The sequence below is a fragment of the Amycolatopsis keratiniphila subsp. keratiniphila genome (genome assembly GCF_001620365.2).
Classification (GTDB): Bacteria; Actinomycetota; Actinomycetes; order Mycobacteriales; family Pseudonocardiaceae; genus Amycolatopsis; species Amycolatopsis keratiniphila.
The window spans coordinates 25,955-41,285 of sequence record NZ_LQMT02000041.1; the positions used below are offsets into that span (position 1 = coordinate 25,955).

The following is a 15,331-nucleotide window of genomic DNA, read 5'->3' on the forward strand; positions in this document are numbered from 1 at the left end:
GGGAGTTGGAAGAATGAAACGAAACAGATCGATCCTGTCCGTTTTCAGCCTCACCATCGCCGTCGTCCTCGGCGCGGTCTTGCTCACCGACCTGGGCGGCGGGACCACCGAAGCCGGGAGCGACGCGGAATTCACCGGCGCCGGCCGGGTCGTCATCCGCGACGCTTCGATGGTGCTCACCATGGATCCCGGCCTCGGCGAAGGACCGCTCGGCGCCCTCGCCGACGCCGACGTCGTACTGGAAGGCACCAAGATCAAGCAGGTCGGGAAGGACCTCGACGCGGGTACCGCGAGAGTCGTCGACGGCCGGGGCAAGATCGTGCTGCCCGGCTTCGTCGACCTGCACAACCACCTGTGGCAGTCGCTCATCCGCGGCTGCGCGGCCGACAAGGAACTCATCGGCTGGCTCGGCAAATGCGTCATCCCGCTGTACCGCGCCCCGGTGACCGACGCGGACGCGTACGCGGGCACGAAACTCGCCGCGGCCGACGTCGTCTCGACCGGCATCACCACGGTCACCGACTGGTCGCACGCGTTCAACACCGACTTCGCCAAGGGCGGTCTCCGCGCGCTCGGCGAGTCGAAGCTGCGGTTCCTCTACTCCTACAACGGCACCACCGATCCCGCGCTGCAGAACGAGATCCGCCGCGTGAAGCGCGAGGTCATCGATCCGAACCCGTTGGCACGCCTGCAGATCGGCACGCATCCGTCCACGGGGAACTTCCCGAGCGTCGAAGCCTCGGAGAAGCTCGCGCGCGAACTCGGCGTCTCGCTGAACGTGCACCTGCTCGAATCGAAGGCCGATCTGACCGCGGGGCAGATGGACGCGCTTCGGCGCGCGAACGCGTTGCACCCCGGGCTGGTGGCGAACCACGTCATCCAGACCACCGACGCCGACCTCGACGAGCTCGCGGCGGCCGGGGTCGGCGTGGCGCACAACCCGCTTTCGAACATGCGGCTCGCGTCGGGTGTCATCCGGCTGCCGGAGATGAAGAAGCGGAACATGAAGGTCGGGCTCGGTCTCGACGGCGGCACCAACGACACGAGCGACATGTTCAACGTCATGCGCGCGGCCGTCGGTCTCCAGCGGGCGACCACGACGGATCCGGCGGTCTACCCGACCACGGCGGACGTCCTGCGCATGGCGACCCTCGGCGGCGCGGAGGCGCTCGGGATGGACAAGGAGATCGGGTCGCTGACGCCGGGCAAGCGGGCGGATCTCCAGCTGGTCGACGCGCAGGCGGTCAACTTCGCGCCGAAGGTGGACTGGGTGAATCAGCTGGTCTTCAACACCCAGCCCGCGAACGTCTCGTGGGTGTTCGTCGACGGCCGCGCCCTCAAGCGCGAAGGACGCGTTGTCGGCATCGACACCGCGAAGGTCGTCGCCGACGCCCAGGCCGCCGCGGACCGCCTGAAGAAGCTCCTGCCCCAGTGACCTGACGCAATTCGTCCTCTGAATGCGGTGGTTGCATGCGCAAGGACCGCATCCAGAGGACGAAACGCGGGGGTCAGTGCTGGAGGGGGAAGCCACCGCCGATGCCTCGCCAGGCGAGGTTGGCGGTGAGCGCGACGGCCTCTTCGCGGCTCATCGACTTGTGGTGCGCCAGCCAGAACCGTGCGCTGACCTGCGAGAGACCCACGAGGCCGACGGCGAGCAGCCGGGCCTTGTCCTCGTCGAGGCCCGCGTCGGCGGTGATGGTCTCGGTGATCGCGTCGACGCTGGCCGACGTCGCCCGGTCCACCGCCTCCTGGACGGCGGGCTCGCCGCGCAGGTCGGACTCGAAGACCATGCGGAAGGCGCCGGCGTCGTTGTTCACGAAGTCGAAGAACGCGCCGACGGTGGCAGGCACGCGCTGCTTGTTGTCCGACGTGGAGTCGAGCGCGTCCTTGACCCGCCGCACCAGTTCGTCGACGTGGCTCTCCAGCAGCGCGATGTAGAGGTCGAGCTTGCCGGGGAAGTGCTGATAGAGGACCGGCTTGCTGACTCCGGCCTCTTCGGCGATCTCGTCCATCGCGGCGGCGTGGTATCCGTTCGCGGCGAACACCCGCTGCGCGGCGGCCAGCAGCTGGGCGCGGCGTTCCGTTCTGGGCAGGCGGACACCTCGGGCCTGCAGTCGCGCCATTTCTGTCATCGTTCCTCCAGTAGCCGCGGGCTCCGCGGGGCGGGGTCACCGCCGCGTGAAGTGAGCTCGAGATTACTCGCCGGTACAGCCGGACCGCCAAGGGTCAGGCATCCTTGATGCTGTGTCTTCTCCAGTTTCCCGTGCCGCCGGGGGCCGCCCGCCGCTGACCCATGTGCCGCTTTCGCGCAGGTCGTTGCCCTCGCTGGACCCGGCGCCGCCCCCTTGGCCCGGGGAAACAATAGGTGTCGGCGGGGTGAAATTGCACATCCGCCGGACACCGGGCGGTCCCGAGACGGCCGTCTACGTCCACGGCCTCGGCGGTTCGTCCACGAACTGGACCGACCTCGCCGCCCTTCTGGCGCCCCAAGCCGCGGGCACGTCGGTCGATTTGCCGGGATTCGGCTATTCGGAGCCGGTCGACGGGTTCGACTTCAGCCTCGACGCGCACGCCGAGGTCGTGGCGAGCCACATCGAGAGCCTCGATGCGGGGCCCGTGCACCTGTTCGGCAACTCGATGGGCGGCGCCGTCGCGCTGCTCGTCGCGGCCCGCCGTCCGGAGCTGGTCAAGACACTGACGCTGATCTCGCCGGCGATGCCGGACCTGCGGCCCAGCATGAAACGGCTGTCCGATCCGCGGATGGCGTTCGCGTATCTGCCGTTGATCGGGCCGAGAGTGCGACGGCGGCTGGCCGCGCTCGGCCCGCGCGAACGCGCCATGCAGGTCATCAAGCTGTGCTTCGCCGACCCGAGCCGGTTCGCGCAGAGCAGGCTGGACGAGCTGGAAGAGGAACACAGCGCCCGCGCCGGGTTCGCCTGGGCCGCCCCCGCGCTGGCCCGCAGCACGTTCGGCATCTTCCGGACGTGGTCCGCGCGCGGCCCGGCGTCGCTGTGGGCGGTCGCGCCGACCGTCGACGCGCCGACGCTCGTCGTGTGGGGGCAGCACGACCGGGTGATCTCCGTCCGGCGCGCCGAGCGCACCGCTCGGCTACTTCCGCACGCGCGGTTGCTCGTTCTGCCCCGAACCGGCCACGTGGCGCAGATGGAACGCCCGAATGTCGTAGCGAAGGCCGTTTTGGGGATGTGGGAATCGGTTGAATCGGGCATCTGGTAGCCCATTCGGGTGGCCGGGACACGCCGTGCCAAGCGCCGGTCGCTCACAACATCACAGTTCGGTTATGGCACCCTGGTGCGCGTGGATCGGGTAAAGCAAGGCGCGCAGGGCGAAGGTCGGCGGTCTCAGTACTCCGCCTCCGCCCGTCGTCCGCCGCGCGCCCAGCCCCGGACCGCCGACGCGCCGCGCACCGGCCAGTACCGGCCGACGCCGCCGCCGTCGCAGCGGCTCGACGAAGACCGCTACCGCCCAGGTGGCCGCCGGACCAGCGCCCAGCCGCTCAGCGCGTCTTGGAAGCCGCACGAGACCGCCGCCGCCAAAGCCGCCGCCAAACGCAAGCGCAAGGGCGGCATCGGCCAGTTCGCCAAGACCTACGGCTGGCGCGTGTACGCGCTCCCGATCCTCGTGGTGATCACCGCGCTGGTCGTGTTCAACACCGCCACCGGCCCGGCCGAGCCGATCGCCTCCGACGGCACGACCCAGGCCGCGGCCGATGGATCCGCCGGCAACGGCGGCGAGCCGGGCGCGGGGGTCGACGGAGGCGGCGATGTCCTCCCGGAGAACCCGGCCAAACCGGTCGACCTCAAGATCCCGACCGCGGACCTGCCCAAGGGCGGTCCCTTCACCGAGTCCGGCAAGGGCACCTATCACGTGGTGCCGGGCAAGGGTGAAAAGGTGGGCACGGGCCAGCTGTTCACGTACACCGTCGAGGTCGAGGACGGCATCGATGCGTCCAGCTACGGCGGTGACGACAGCTTCGCCACGATGGTGCAGGGCACGCTGTCCAATCCCAAGAGCTGGACGTGGGACGGCAAGAAAGCGCTCCAGCGCGTCGACGCGAGCTTCCCGAATCCGAGCTTCCGGGTGAGTCTCACCACACCGAACACCACGCATCGCGCGGACGTCTGCATGTTCCAGATCACCTATGAGACGTCTTGCTACCGCTCGAGTTTCGACAAGCGCGTGGTGATCAACCTCGCCCGCTGGGTGCGGGGGGCGATGGCCTTCGAGAGCGACATGACCGGGTACCGCCAGTACGCCATCAATCACGAGGTCGGGCACGCGTTGGGCGGAAAGCACGTGGGCTGCCCGGAGAACGGCGCGGTCGCGCCCGTCATGATGCAGCAGACCTTCGGCGTCTCGAACGACTTCGTGGCGCAGCTGAACAATCTCCCCGGCGGCGACCGCGGCAAGGTGCCCGCGGACGGCAAGGTGTGCAAGCCGGGCTCCTGGCCGAACCAGACACCCTAGTCCAAGCCGTCTCACCTGCTGGAACATCCCAGGATATGAAACAGGGGAAGTCGTTTCCGCCTGTCGGTGTTGTAGATACTGGGATGCGACCCGCGATCCACGCGAGATGGAGGACCCGATGTCAGGCACGCTGCCGCCGCTCGTCGAGCCGGCCGCCGAGCTCACCAAGGAAGAGGTGGCCCGGTACAGCCGTCACCTGATCATCCCGGACGTCGGGGTGACCGGGCAGAAGCGGCTGAAGAACGCCAAGGTGCTGGTCATCGGCGCCGGTGGCCTCGGCAGCCCGGCGCTGCTGTATCTGGCCGCGGCCGGGGTCGGCACGCTCGGCATCGTCGACTTCGACGAGGTCGACGAATCGAATCTGCACCGTCAGGTCATCCACGGACAGTCCGACATCGGCAAGCTCAAGGCTGCGTCGGCGCAGGAGACGATCGCCGAGATCAATCCGTTCGTGAAGGTGCACCTGCACACCGACCGGCTCGAATCGTCGAACGCGCTCGAACTGTTCGAGCAGTACGACCTGATCCTCGACGGCACCGACAACTTCGCGACGCGGTACCTGGTCAACGACGCCGCCGTGCTCACCGGCAAGCCCTACGTGTGGGGCTCGATCTACCGGTTCGAGGGGCAGGCGAGCGTGTTCTGGGAGGATGCGCCGAACGGCAAGGGCCTCAACTACCGCGACCTCTATCCCGAGCCGCCGCCGCCCGGCATGGTCCCCTCGTGCGCCGAGGGCGGCGTGCTGGGCGTGCTGTGTGCTTCGATCGGCTCGATCATGGTCAACGAGGCGATCAAGCTGATCACCGGTATCGGTGAGCCGCTGCTGGGCAGGCTCGTCAGCTACGACGCACTCGAGATGAAGTACCGCGAGGTCAAGATCCGCAAGGATCCGGAGACCCCGAAGATCACCGAGCTCATCGACTACGAAGCGTTCTGTGGCGTCGTGTCCGACGAAGCCGCTTCGGCCGCTTCGGGAAGCACGATCACTCCGGCGGAGCTCAAGGCCAAGTTCGACAACGGCGACAACTTCGCCCTCATCGACGTCCGCGAGCCGCACGAGTACGAGATCGTGAACATCAAGGGCGCGACGCTCATTCCGAAGGACAAGATCCTTTCGGGCGAGGCGCTGTCGGAACTGCCGCAGGACAAGCCGATCGTGCTGCACTGCAAGTCGGGCGCGCGTTCGGCGGAGGCGCTGGCGGCGCTGCACAAGGCCGGGTTCAAGGACGCGACCCACCTCGGTGGCGGCGTGCTGGCCTGGGCGCGGCAGATCGACCAGAGCCTGCCGACCTACTGACGTTTTTGCGCGTGAAGGCCCCCTTCCCTCGGCTGAGTCGAGGGAAGGGGGCCTTCACGCGCGGAGGGCGGCTTGGGTGCCTCCGGCGGCCGCTGCAATGAAAGTGTCTTTCCTTGCAAAATTTGCAAGGAAAGACACTTTCATTGCACGCGCGGAGCCTCGGGTGCCCGAAGTGGTAGCAAAGGTCCCTTGCTCTCCTTGGGTACGGAACGCTGGATCGCTCGACAGCCCGAACGCCGCAAGACGAGGTACATGAAGGCCCCCTTCCTTGCGCCTAGGTACAGGATGGGGGCCTTCATGTACTTAGGCCCGAAGTGGTAGCAAAGGTCCCTTGGCCCCCCGGGCGTCAGTAGCCGAGCGAGCGGCCGGTGAAGATCGCCCGCACGAACGTCGTGAACCCCGCCACGACATCGGTCCGGTTTCCGCCGCGCGACTTCGGCACGGCGGCGATGATCTCGGCGTCGGTCAGCGGGTGGGCCTTCCCGGCCAGTTCCCGCAGCTCCTCGGGTTTCCAGTTGTGGTTGCCCGCGACGTGCACCGACAGCGCGCCACGCCGCTGCACGAACTCGATCCGCTCGGCGTCGCGCCGCACGAACTCGCCGTCGCCGACTTGGGAGCAGGTCGCGTTCGTGAGGCGCCAAGAGGTCTTCACCGCTGTCTCGCAGCTCTCGACGACGTCGGTCGCGAAAGTCCAGACGGGCGAGATCCACAGCTGGGGCGCGTACTCGACGATCAGCGATCCGGAGTCTTCGGTCGTCTTGGTCGGGAGCCGGTGCGGGCCGAGGTCCGCGGCGAGGGTGCGGTCCTGCGGGACGCCGGTCGCGGCGAGCCGCCGGGCGGGGGTGTCCAAAGGCAGCGACGCGGGGACGGCGATCCCGCCCGCGACCAGCACCATCAGGAGGACACCCGCGCCCACCTGGACGCCGATTCCCCGCGCGAACACGCCCGCGACGAGCAGCACCGGCACTCCGAGGAACGGCACCGCGAACCACGGATCGAACGCCTCCGCCACCTCCAGCACGAAGATCGCGCCGAACACGCCGGAAGTCCCGGCGACGAAAGCCCACGCCAGCCGGGGCCAGGGCTTCGCGACGGCGGGAAAGGCCTCTGGCGCCAAGAAACCGACGAGGTAGACCACCCCGATCGAGACGAGCGGGACCGGCAACGCGATCCACGGGACGTGCAGGAACGCGGCCAGCGGGAGCAACAGGCCCACGGTGACCGCGCCCAGCGTTCCGAGCAGCCACAGTGAACCGAGCGCGAGGGCGGTGAGTTGCCCGTCGGTGAGGCGCCGCTGCGCCGTTCGGGGGATCACGGTCGAAGAATGGCAGGTCAGAAGCGATCGTGTCATGAGTATCGCTACTCAAGACCAGCGCGTCTTCTCGTTCGTGGCACGGAAGACGGGGTAACGTCCCGAGCCGTGCGTGCCACCCTTGAAAGCCCTCCGGAACACGTCTGTTCGGCGTTCGGCGGACGTACCGGTGACGCGGAACCGATGCCGGGTACCGATTCCTGGCGTTACAACGATCTCGTGCTCAAGCCGGTCGTGGACAAGTCGCGGACGCTGTGGACGGCACGGGCGCTGGAAGCCGTCGACGAGCCGGGGCTGCGGGTCGCGAAGCCGGTCCGGTCCAGTGACGGCCGTTGGGTGGTCGGTGGCTGGTCGGCGAACCGGTTCGTGTCCGGCACGGCCGAGCACCGCTATGACGAGGTCGTGCACGCGGCGGTCAAACTGCATCGCGCGACGGCCGGTCTGCCCCGGCCGGATTTCCTGGGACGGCGCACCGATCTCGAGGCGCTGGCCGACAAACTCGCCTGGGGCGAGGCGGACATGTCCCTCGACGAGAACAAGGGCGGCCGCTGGTTCGAGGTACTGGCGGGATCCCGAAGACCGGTCAAACTGCCGGACCAGGTCGTCCACGGTGAGCTTCTCGCCGGCGTGCTGTTCGACGGCGACGCGGCCCCCGGCATCGTCGATTTCGTCCCGTACTACCGGCCCGGTGAATGGGGCGCCGCGATCGTCGCGGTCGACGCGCTGGCCTGGGGCGGCGCCACCATCGATCTTCTCGAACGCTGGGCACATCTGCCCGAATGGCCGCAGCTCCTCCTGCGGGCCGTCCTCTTCCGCCTGGCGGCCAACGCCCTCGACCCGCGGTCGACCCGGGCGGCGCACGACGGTCTTCGTGCCGCCGCCCGGGACGTGAGCGCGGTGCTGTAGTCACTCGGTGCGCAGGTTCTCCGTCCTCGCCGCCGAGCGCACGGAGGGCACCGTCGACGCCGTCACCAGCAGCACCAGCACGACGGCCGCCGCGGCGAGCAGCGCGACCGCGGACCAGTCGACGTACAGCCCGTCCCAGAACAGCCGCTTGCCCAGCGCGGCGACGGCGATCCCGGTCGCCGTCGCGACCACGATGCCCAGCAGCAGCGGAATCCCGTTCTGCCACAGCAGGGACCGGACGATCACCCGCACCGGGACACCGGTGGCGGACAGCGCGCCGAGGGCCCGCCGCCGTTCACGGACCTGTTCCTGGGCGAGCACCAGCAGGCTCACCCCGGCCAGCAGCAGGACGAACAGCGCGCCGCCGAGCAGGATGTCCCGCGCGTCGTCGAACATCCGGGCCTCGGTGGAGGCCCGCTCCCCGTTGTAAGCCGCCACGGTGACCTGTCCGCTGTACGGCGCCACCGAGTTCCGCACCAGCTCGACGAAATCCGGATTCCCGGTGGTCCCGCGCAGGCTCACCGTGACCGAGGCCGCGGCCAGGTCGACACCCGCCATCGCGCCGGGCGTCGCGAGCACTTGTGGTCCCAGGGAGTCGGCGACGCTCGATGGCTTCATCTCGAACGGTCGCGGTGTGACCGGAACGGTCCAGGGCTGCTCCCGTTTGTCGTTGCCCGTGATCTTCGCCGACTGTCCTATGTGGAGGGACGAGGGGTCGGCGAACACGTCGCCGTCGCGGCAACCGGTCGCGGTGGTCGTCACCTCGATCGTGGCGCAGTCGGCGACGGCGAAGGGCACGAGCGCGCCGTCTTGGCGCTTCCCGTCGACGAACAGCGAGCGCATCGCCTGGAAATCGGCCGCGCCGGGGACCGCGCGGACCGCGGCGATCGCCCGATCGGCCACGGGACCGTCCGCGTAGACGGTGATCCGGCCTCCGGTCCGGTCTTGGCGATCGGCCTCCATCGCGGCCTGTCCAGCCAGGAGGCTCTGCAGCGCGATCGCTCCGGCGAGGACCACGCAGAGGCCCGCGACCACCCGTGACGGGGTCCCGCTGTCGCTCTGCAGACGGCGGATCGCGAGCTGGAACGACGGCGGCCCGCCCTTGATCCGGGAAACGGCGCGTTCCAGCAGCCACGGCAGCAGCGCGGGAATCCCGAGCATCAGCAGTACCGCGCCACCGATCAGCGCCCAGCGGCCGAGTTCGCTCGCGACACCCAGATCCGGGGCGATCAACAGGATTCCGATGACGACGGGCAGCAGCCGCCACCACAACCGGCGCTTCGGCGGTGCGGTCTCGCGGACGACGCCGAGCGGTTCGACGACCAGGTGTCGCTGGGACGCCCAGGCCGTCGCCACGGTCAGTGCCGGGACCGCGAGCACGATCAGCACCACCAGCGGCCACGACGGCGTCAGATCGTCCGGGTACACCCCGAACCGGAACACCTGGAAGTCCGCCGCCGCGCCGCGGAAGAGCAGGAACAGCGCGGTACCGACGACCAGGCCTGCCGCAGCGCCCGCGAGGGATTCCGCCGCGGTGATCCGGCGAAGTTGCGCGAGGGACGAACCCGCCAGCCGCAACGCGGCGAGCCGCCGGTCCCGGGCGGCACCGCCGAGCCTGGAGACCGTCCCTACGAAGATGAACACCGGCGTGAGCAGGACGAAGAGCCCGAGCAGCAGGAGGATCAGGATCCCGTTCTCGATCAGGTCGCGGTAGCCGGGTTCGGCGCCGAAACCGTAGATCGTGCGTGCGTCCCGCATCGCGTCCGTGCCCACGTAGGCGAGCAGGTCGTTCGGATTGAGCGTGGTCTCTTCGGCGATGAGCCCGGCCGGCTTACCGGGCAGACGCGGCCGCAGCAGCCCACTGGTGTCGGACGCGACGAGTTCGGCCAGTTTCGGCGAAAGGAAGACCTCGCCCGGTGCGGGCAGCCGGTCCACGCCCGGCGGGATGGGCGAATTCGGGCCCGTCGGCCGCAAGTGGACGAGCGAGATCGCCTGACCGCGGAAGTCGGTCGTCGTCGCGCTGTAGTCCAATGGCGCGACGCCCGGGATCGGTTCGCTGCGCACGGAAGCGGCGAACGTCCGCTGGTCGCGGTTCTCCTTGATGGTGCCCGCGGAGGCGCCGAGCAGCAGGATCGCGACCGCGAGCCCGATGCCGGCCGTGCTCAGGACGAGCCTGACGATCGAGCCCCGGCCGCCCCCGACGGCCAGCCGGAACCCGAGCATCAGGTCTTCGCGCCCGGTCATCGGGTCACCGCCGGTTCACGTGTCCGGCCGTCGCGCACGATGACCTCCCGGTCGGAGTAGGCGGCCACCCGCGGTTCGTGGGTGACCAGGACGACGGCGGCGTCGGTCTGTTCAGCCGTCTCGGACAGCAGGCGCATGACCAGTTCTCCGCTGAGCGTGTCCAGCGCGCCGGTCGGTTCGTCGGCGAAGATCACCGACGGTTCGGTGACCAGCGCTCTGGCCATGGCGACCCGCTGGCTCTGCCCGCCGGAAACCTGGCCGGGTGTGCTGCCGCCGACGTCGCCGACCGTCAGCCGGTCGAGCCAGCCGCGCGCGATCCGTTCCGCCGGGCGGCGTTTCATCCCGCCCAGCCGCAGCGGCAGTGCGACGTTCTCCAGGCAGGTCAGCTCCGGCACGAGCTGCCCGAACTGGAAGACGAAGCCGAATTCGGTGCGCCGCAGGGCACTGCGTTCGGCGTCGGACATGCTCGAGAGGTCACGTCCGCGGAAGCGCACCTGACCTTCATCGGGCCGGACGATCCCGGACAGGCAGTGCAGCAGGGTCGACTTCCCGGACCCCGACGGCCCCATGACCGCGACGATCTCGCCGGGTTCGAGCGTCAACCCGGCCCCGGTCAGCGCCTGGTTCGGGCCGAAGGCCTTGTGCAGGCCCAGCCCGTGTAACAACGGTGTTTCCACTGTGTGGTCCCCAGATCAGCGAGCCAGCTGGCGCGCGAGGTCGTCGAGGCGGGCGGCGGTGAGCTCCAGCCACCGCAGATCCGCCTCCAGATGGAACAGCGCGTGGTCGCAGATCAGCTGGTCGGCGAGGTCGCCGTCGGTTTTGCGGGCGGTGAGCTCGCGCATGGCGCGCAGGTGGGAGCTCCGCTGCGCGTCGAGCAGATCCTGGGCGCCGCGGCCGGACAGGAGCGCGAGCACGACCTTGGTGTACAGCGTGTTCTGCAGGTAGACGGAGGGGTTTTCCGGGCTCTTCAGCCATTCCTCGACGTTGGTGACGCCGGCGTCGGTGATCGCGTACCGCTTCCGGTCCGGACCGCCGCCCGCTTCGACGCCGTTCTCTTCGACGAGGCCGTTCTTCAAGAGCCGGTTCAGTGTCGAGTAGACCTGCCCGTAGTGCAGTGGGCGGTCTTGGCGGAACTGCTTGTCGTAGAGCTGTTTGAGGTCGTAGCCGTGCTTCGGGCCGGCTTCGAGCAGGCCGAGCAGGGTGTTCCCGATGGACATGCGGGCGACTATACACAGCGTGTATACGCACGGTCTATACATAGAGTGAATAGTTGCTGAAGGGGACTTTCGTCGCATGTGACGTGGTGAAAGCTCCCTTCGCCGCGTGGCATGCGGTGAAGGGCCCCTTCGGCCCCCCCATGGACATGTGCCGCATCGCGACGCGGCCAGGGGCTAGCGCAGGTCCGTGAAGGCCTCCTTGAGGGACTCTGGGTCCCTCAAGGAGGCCTTCACGGACAGCGCGGAGTTCACGGTGTGACGTCCATCGGCGGCGGGCAATGTCAAACGCCTGAAACATTCAGGAGTTTTCAGGTAACACGGCCTACCTACCTTCAAGCGCTATCGACGCCTGGAGGAGGTGCCCGTGCCGCTCGCCGCCCCCACCGTGACCGCGGTGGACACGCACTGCCCGTACTGCGCCCTGCAGTGCGGGATGAGCCTCGACGGCGCCCGGGTCGCCCCGCGCGACTTCCCGGTCAACGCCGGCGGTCTGTGCCAGAAGGGCTGGACGTCGGGGGAACTGCTCACCTCGCCGTCCCGCCTGACCACGCCGCTGATCAGGGTCGACGGCGAACTCCGGCCCGCGACCTGGGGCCAGGCCCTCGACCTCGTCGCGAAGCGCCTCACCGAGATCCGCGCGGCCAAAGGGGCTGACTCGGTCGCCGTCTTCGGCGGCGGCGGACTGACGAACGAGAAGGCCTATCTGCTGGGGAAGTTCGCGCGGATCGCGCTGGGCACGTCGCAGATCGACTACAACGGCCGGTTCTGCATGTCGTCGGCGGCCGCCGCCGGGATCAAGGCGTTCGGCGCCGACCGCGGGATGCCGTTCCCGGTCACGGATCTCGCCGACGCCGACGCGGTATTGCTGATCGGCGCGAACCCGGCCGAGACGATGCCGCCGTTCACCCAGCATCTGCGGGGCGCGGACCTGATCGTCGTCGACCCGCGCCGCACGCCGACCGCCGAACTGGCCGGACTGCACCTGCAGCCCGCGCCGGGTACCGACCTCGCGCTCGCGCAAGGCATCCTGCACGCCGTCGTGGCCGAAGGCCTGCTCGACAAGTCCTATGTGGTCTCGAGGACGAACGGTTTCGAAGAGCTGTGGCGGTCGGTCGCGGCCTGGTGGCCGGAGCGCGTCGAGCAGATCACCGGCGTCTCCGCCGCGGACCAGCGTCGTGTCGCCGCCAAGCTCGCCGCCGCCCGCAACGCCTACGTCCTCACCGCGCGCGGCACCGAGCAGCACGCCAACGGCACCGCGATGGTCAACGCCTGGATCAACCTCGCGCTCGGCCTCGGTCTGCCGGGGCGCGAGGGGTCCGGTTTCGGCTGCCTGACCGGCCAGGGCAACGGCCAAGGCGGACGTGAGCATGGGCAGAAGGCCGATCAGCTGCCCGGCTACCGCAAGATCGACGATCCCGCCGCACGCGAGTACGTCGCCGGGGTGTGGGGCGTGCCGCCGGAATCCCTGCCGGGGCCGGGGCGTTCGGCCGTCGAGCTGCTGGAGGCGCTCGGCACCGAAGACGGGCCGAGCGCGCTGATGGTGTTCGGCAGCAATCTCGTCGTTTCCGCACCCGGCGCCGGGAAGATCCAGGACAAAGTGTCCTCTTTGGACTTCCTGGTGGTCTCGGACCTCGTCCTTTCGGAGACGGCGGCGATGGCCGACGTCGTCCTGCCGGTCACCCAGTGGGCCGAGGAGGACGGCACGATGACCAACCTGGAGGGCAGGATCATCCTGCGGCGCAAGGCGATCGATCCGCCACCGGGCGCGAAGACCGATCTCTACGTGCTTTCCGAACTCGCCCGCCGCTTCGGCCAGCCCGAAGGACGCTTCCCGGCGGACGCCGAGACCGTCTTCACCGAGCTCCGCCGCGCGTCCAAGGGTGGCGTCGCCGACTACTCGGGCATCACTTACGACCGGCTCCGCGACGGCGAAGCCCTTTACTGGCCCGTCCCGGCGGAGTCGCATCCCGGCACGCCGCGGATGTTCCTCGACTCCTTCGCCCACCCGGACGGCCGCGCGCGATTCGTGCCGGTGGACCACGTCGGCCCGGCCGAGCTACCGGACGCCGAATTCCCCTTGCAGGCCACCACCGGACGGGTCCTGCAGCACTACCAGTCCGGGGCGCAGACCCGGCTGGTCAAGGAACTCAACGACGTCGTGGCGGAGGCCTTCGTGGAAGTTCATCCCGACACCGCTGCCCGCGCGGGGCTGGCCGAGGGCGACCTCGCGCTCGTGCGCTCCCGCCGCGGGGAGACCGTCGCACGTGTCCGCTGTGTGGCGTCGCTGCGCCCCGATCTGGTGTTCCTCCCGTTCCATTTCCCCGGTGAGGGCCGGGCGAACCTGCTGACCAACCCGGTGCTCGACCCGACGAGCCGGATGCCCGAGTTCAAGGTGTGCGCGGTCGCGCTCGCCCCGGCCGAGGCCGTCGCGTGAGCCCCCGGTCGGTGGTCATCGCCGGATACGGGATGGCGGGCGCGCGGCTCGCGGACGAGATCCAGCGCCGCGATCCCGAGGGCGAGCGCGTGCGGCTCACGGTCGTCGGCGCGGAGGAACACACCGCCTACAACCGGGTGCTGCTCTCGTCGGTGGTCGCCGGCACCATGCGGCCCGAGGCCGTCCGGCTGCACGACGACGAATGGCCGTCCCGTACCCGCGCGGATCTGCGCCGAGGGGTCTCCGCGACGTCGATCGACCGCGACGCGCGACGGGTCCACCTCGACGACGGGTCCACTGTGGACTACGACGCGCTCGTGCTCGCCACCGGCGCCAACCCGTGGATGCCGCCGGTCGAAGGGCTCGAACCCGGCCCGGACGTCGTCGCGTTCCGCACCCTCGACGACTGCGCGCGCATTCTCGACGCCGCCAAGCTGGGCGCGCCGGTCGCCGTCCTCGGCGGCGGGCTGCTCGGGCTGGAAGCCGCGCGAGGCCTCGCCGGCCGCGGGAATCTCGTCACCGTCGTGCATCCGATGCCGCACATCATGGAACGTCAGCTGGACGCGGAATCGGCCCGGGTGCTGACCAGGAAGCTCGAAGAACTCGGCGTCGCCTTCCGGCTCGGTGTCGGGGCCGCGCGGTACGTCAGCGGCGACGGGCTCAAACTCGACGACGGCACGCACGTGCCCGCCGATCTCATCGTCGTCTCCACCGGCGTCCGGCCCGAGACGAAACTGGCCGTGGACGCGGGGCTGACCGTCGAGGGCGGCATCGTCGTCGACGATCTGCTGCGCACCAGCGACGGCCGGATCCACGCGATCGGTGACTGCGCCAAGCATCCCGGCGCGTTCGGCGGGCTCGTGCAACCCGCTTGGGAGCAGGCCGCCGTCGTCGCGGATCTGGTCACCGGTACGAAATCCGCGTCACGCTACCGCGGCACCCAGGCGGTGACCCGGCTCAAGGCGCGCGGCATCGACCTCACCGCGCTCGGCGAGACGATGACCGGCGCGGACGACCCGACCGCCGAGGTGCTCACCTTCAGCGACCCGGCGGGCTGCCGCTACGGAAAGCTCGTCGTCCGCGAGAATCGGGTGGCCGGCGCCATCCTGCTCGGCCTGCCCGACGCGGCCGCGACGATCACGCAGCTCTACGACCGGGGCACCCCGGTGCCCGAAGACCGGCTGGCGGTCCTTTTAGGACGCTCGCTGCCGCCGGGCGCGCCGTCGGCTTCGAGCCCGGCCGATCTGCCCGCGTCGGCGGTCATCTGCCGCTGCAACGCGGTGACCAAGGGACGGCTCGTCGAAGCGTGGCGCGGCGGCGCCACCGACGTCGCCGCCCTCGCCGGGGCGACCCGCGCGACGACCGGCTGCGGCGGCTGCAAGGACGCCGTCGGCGGGGTCGCGAAATGGCTGGCCGCCCAGTGAACCCGAACGCAT

The 15,331-nt window shown here is 69.6% G+C and carries 12 protein-coding genes; 7 read left to right on the plus strand and 5 right to left on the minus strand.

What is annotated here, in order from left to right; all coding sequences use genetic code 11:
• Positions 1–13: 13 nt before the first annotated feature.
• The gene (locus AVR91_RS37455; RefSeq protein ID WP_063271996.1) at positions 14–1,435 is read left to right on the plus strand and encodes an amidohydrolase family protein; all 1,422 of its coding nucleotides are present in this window, start codon (positions 14–16) and stop codon (positions 1,433–1,435) included.
• Between the two features lie 73 nt (positions 1,436–1,508).
• Here the strand turns inward: AVR91_RS37455 and AVR91_RS37460 are convergent, their stop codons facing one another.
• Positions 1,509–2,132: a TetR/AcrR family transcriptional regulator gene (locus tag AVR91_RS37460; protein ID WP_037332079.1), complete on the minus strand. Its 624-nt coding sequence runs from the start codon at positions 2,130–2,132 to the stop codon at positions 1,509–1,511.
• Positions 2,133–2,376: 244 nt separating this feature from the next.
• On the opposite strand from AVR91_RS37460, the gene AVR91_RS37465 reads away from it, so the two are divergent.
• The 3 genes from AVR91_RS37465 to moeZ all read left to right on the plus strand — a co-directional run bounded on the left by AVR91_RS37465 (position 2,377) and on the right by moeZ (position 5,782).
• Positions 2,377–3,234 (plus strand): alpha/beta fold hydrolase, encoded by an 858-nt coding sequence (locus tag AVR91_RS37465; protein WP_063271997.1) that lies wholly within the window; start codon positions 2,377–2,379, stop codon positions 3,232–3,234.
• Positions 3,235–3,315: 81 nt separating this feature from the next.
• Entirely contained in the window at positions 3,316–4,485 is a 1,170-nt protein-coding gene (locus AVR91_RS37470; RefSeq protein ID WP_063271998.1) for a DUF3152 domain-containing protein, read from the plus strand.
• Between the two features lie 118 nt (positions 4,486–4,603).
• Complete coding sequence (moeZ, locus tag AVR91_RS37475) at positions 4,604–5,782, plus strand: adenylyltransferase/sulfurtransferase MoeZ (protein WP_016331501.1); 1,179 nt, start codon at positions 4,604–4,606, stop codon at positions 5,780–5,782.
• A 346-nt stretch (positions 5,783–6,128) separates the two neighbouring features.
• Here the strand turns inward: moeZ and AVR91_RS37480 are convergent, their stop codons facing one another.
• Positions 6,129–7,097, minus strand: coding sequence for a hypothetical protein (locus AVR91_RS37480; protein ID WP_228709443.1), 969 nt, complete (start codon positions 7,095–7,097; stop codon positions 6,129–6,131).
• 105 nt (positions 7,098–7,202) lie between these two features.
• Here AVR91_RS37480 and AVR91_RS37485 point away from each other — a divergent pair, with 105 nt between their 5' ends.
• Entirely contained in the window at positions 7,203–8,000 is a 798-nt protein-coding gene (locus tag AVR91_RS37485) for a TIGR02569 family protein (protein WP_063272000.1), read from the plus strand.
• Here the strand turns inward: AVR91_RS37485 and AVR91_RS37490 are convergent, their stop codons facing one another.
• From AVR91_RS37490 to AVR91_RS37500, 3 genes are read right to left on the minus strand one after another with little or no spacing between them, the layout of a single operon-like run.
• Positions 8,001–10,244 (minus strand): FtsX-like permease family protein, encoded by a 2,244-nt coding sequence (locus tag AVR91_RS37490; protein WP_063272001.1) that lies wholly within the window; start codon positions 10,242–10,244, stop codon positions 8,001–8,003.
• Entirely contained in the window at positions 10,241–10,921 is a 681-nt protein-coding gene (locus AVR91_RS37495) for an ABC transporter ATP-binding protein (protein WP_063272002.1), read from the minus strand. The genes AVR91_RS37490 and AVR91_RS37495 overlap by 4 nt, the downstream gene beginning before the upstream one ends.
• Positions 10,922–10,936: 15 nt before the next feature.
• Positions 10,937–11,461, minus strand: a complete 525-nt coding sequence (locus AVR91_RS37500; RefSeq protein ID WP_063272003.1) for a PadR family transcriptional regulator — start codon at positions 11,459–11,461, stop codon at positions 10,937–10,939.
• A 364-nt stretch (positions 11,462–11,825) separates the two neighbouring features.
• Between AVR91_RS37500 and AVR91_RS37505 the strand changes: the two genes are divergently transcribed.
• Together AVR91_RS37505 and AVR91_RS37510 are read left to right on the plus strand one after the other, a co-directional pair.
• Entirely contained in the window at positions 11,826–13,895 is a 2,070-nt protein-coding gene (locus AVR91_RS37505) for a molybdopterin oxidoreductase family protein (protein ID WP_228709444.1), read from the plus strand.
• Positions 13,892–15,319, plus strand: coding sequence for an FAD-dependent oxidoreductase (locus AVR91_RS37510; protein WP_063272004.1), 1,428 nt, complete (start codon positions 13,892–13,894; stop codon positions 15,317–15,319). Before AVR91_RS37505 ends, AVR91_RS37510 begins: the two co-directional genes overlap by 4 nt.
• Positions 15,320–15,331: the final 12 nt, after the last annotated feature.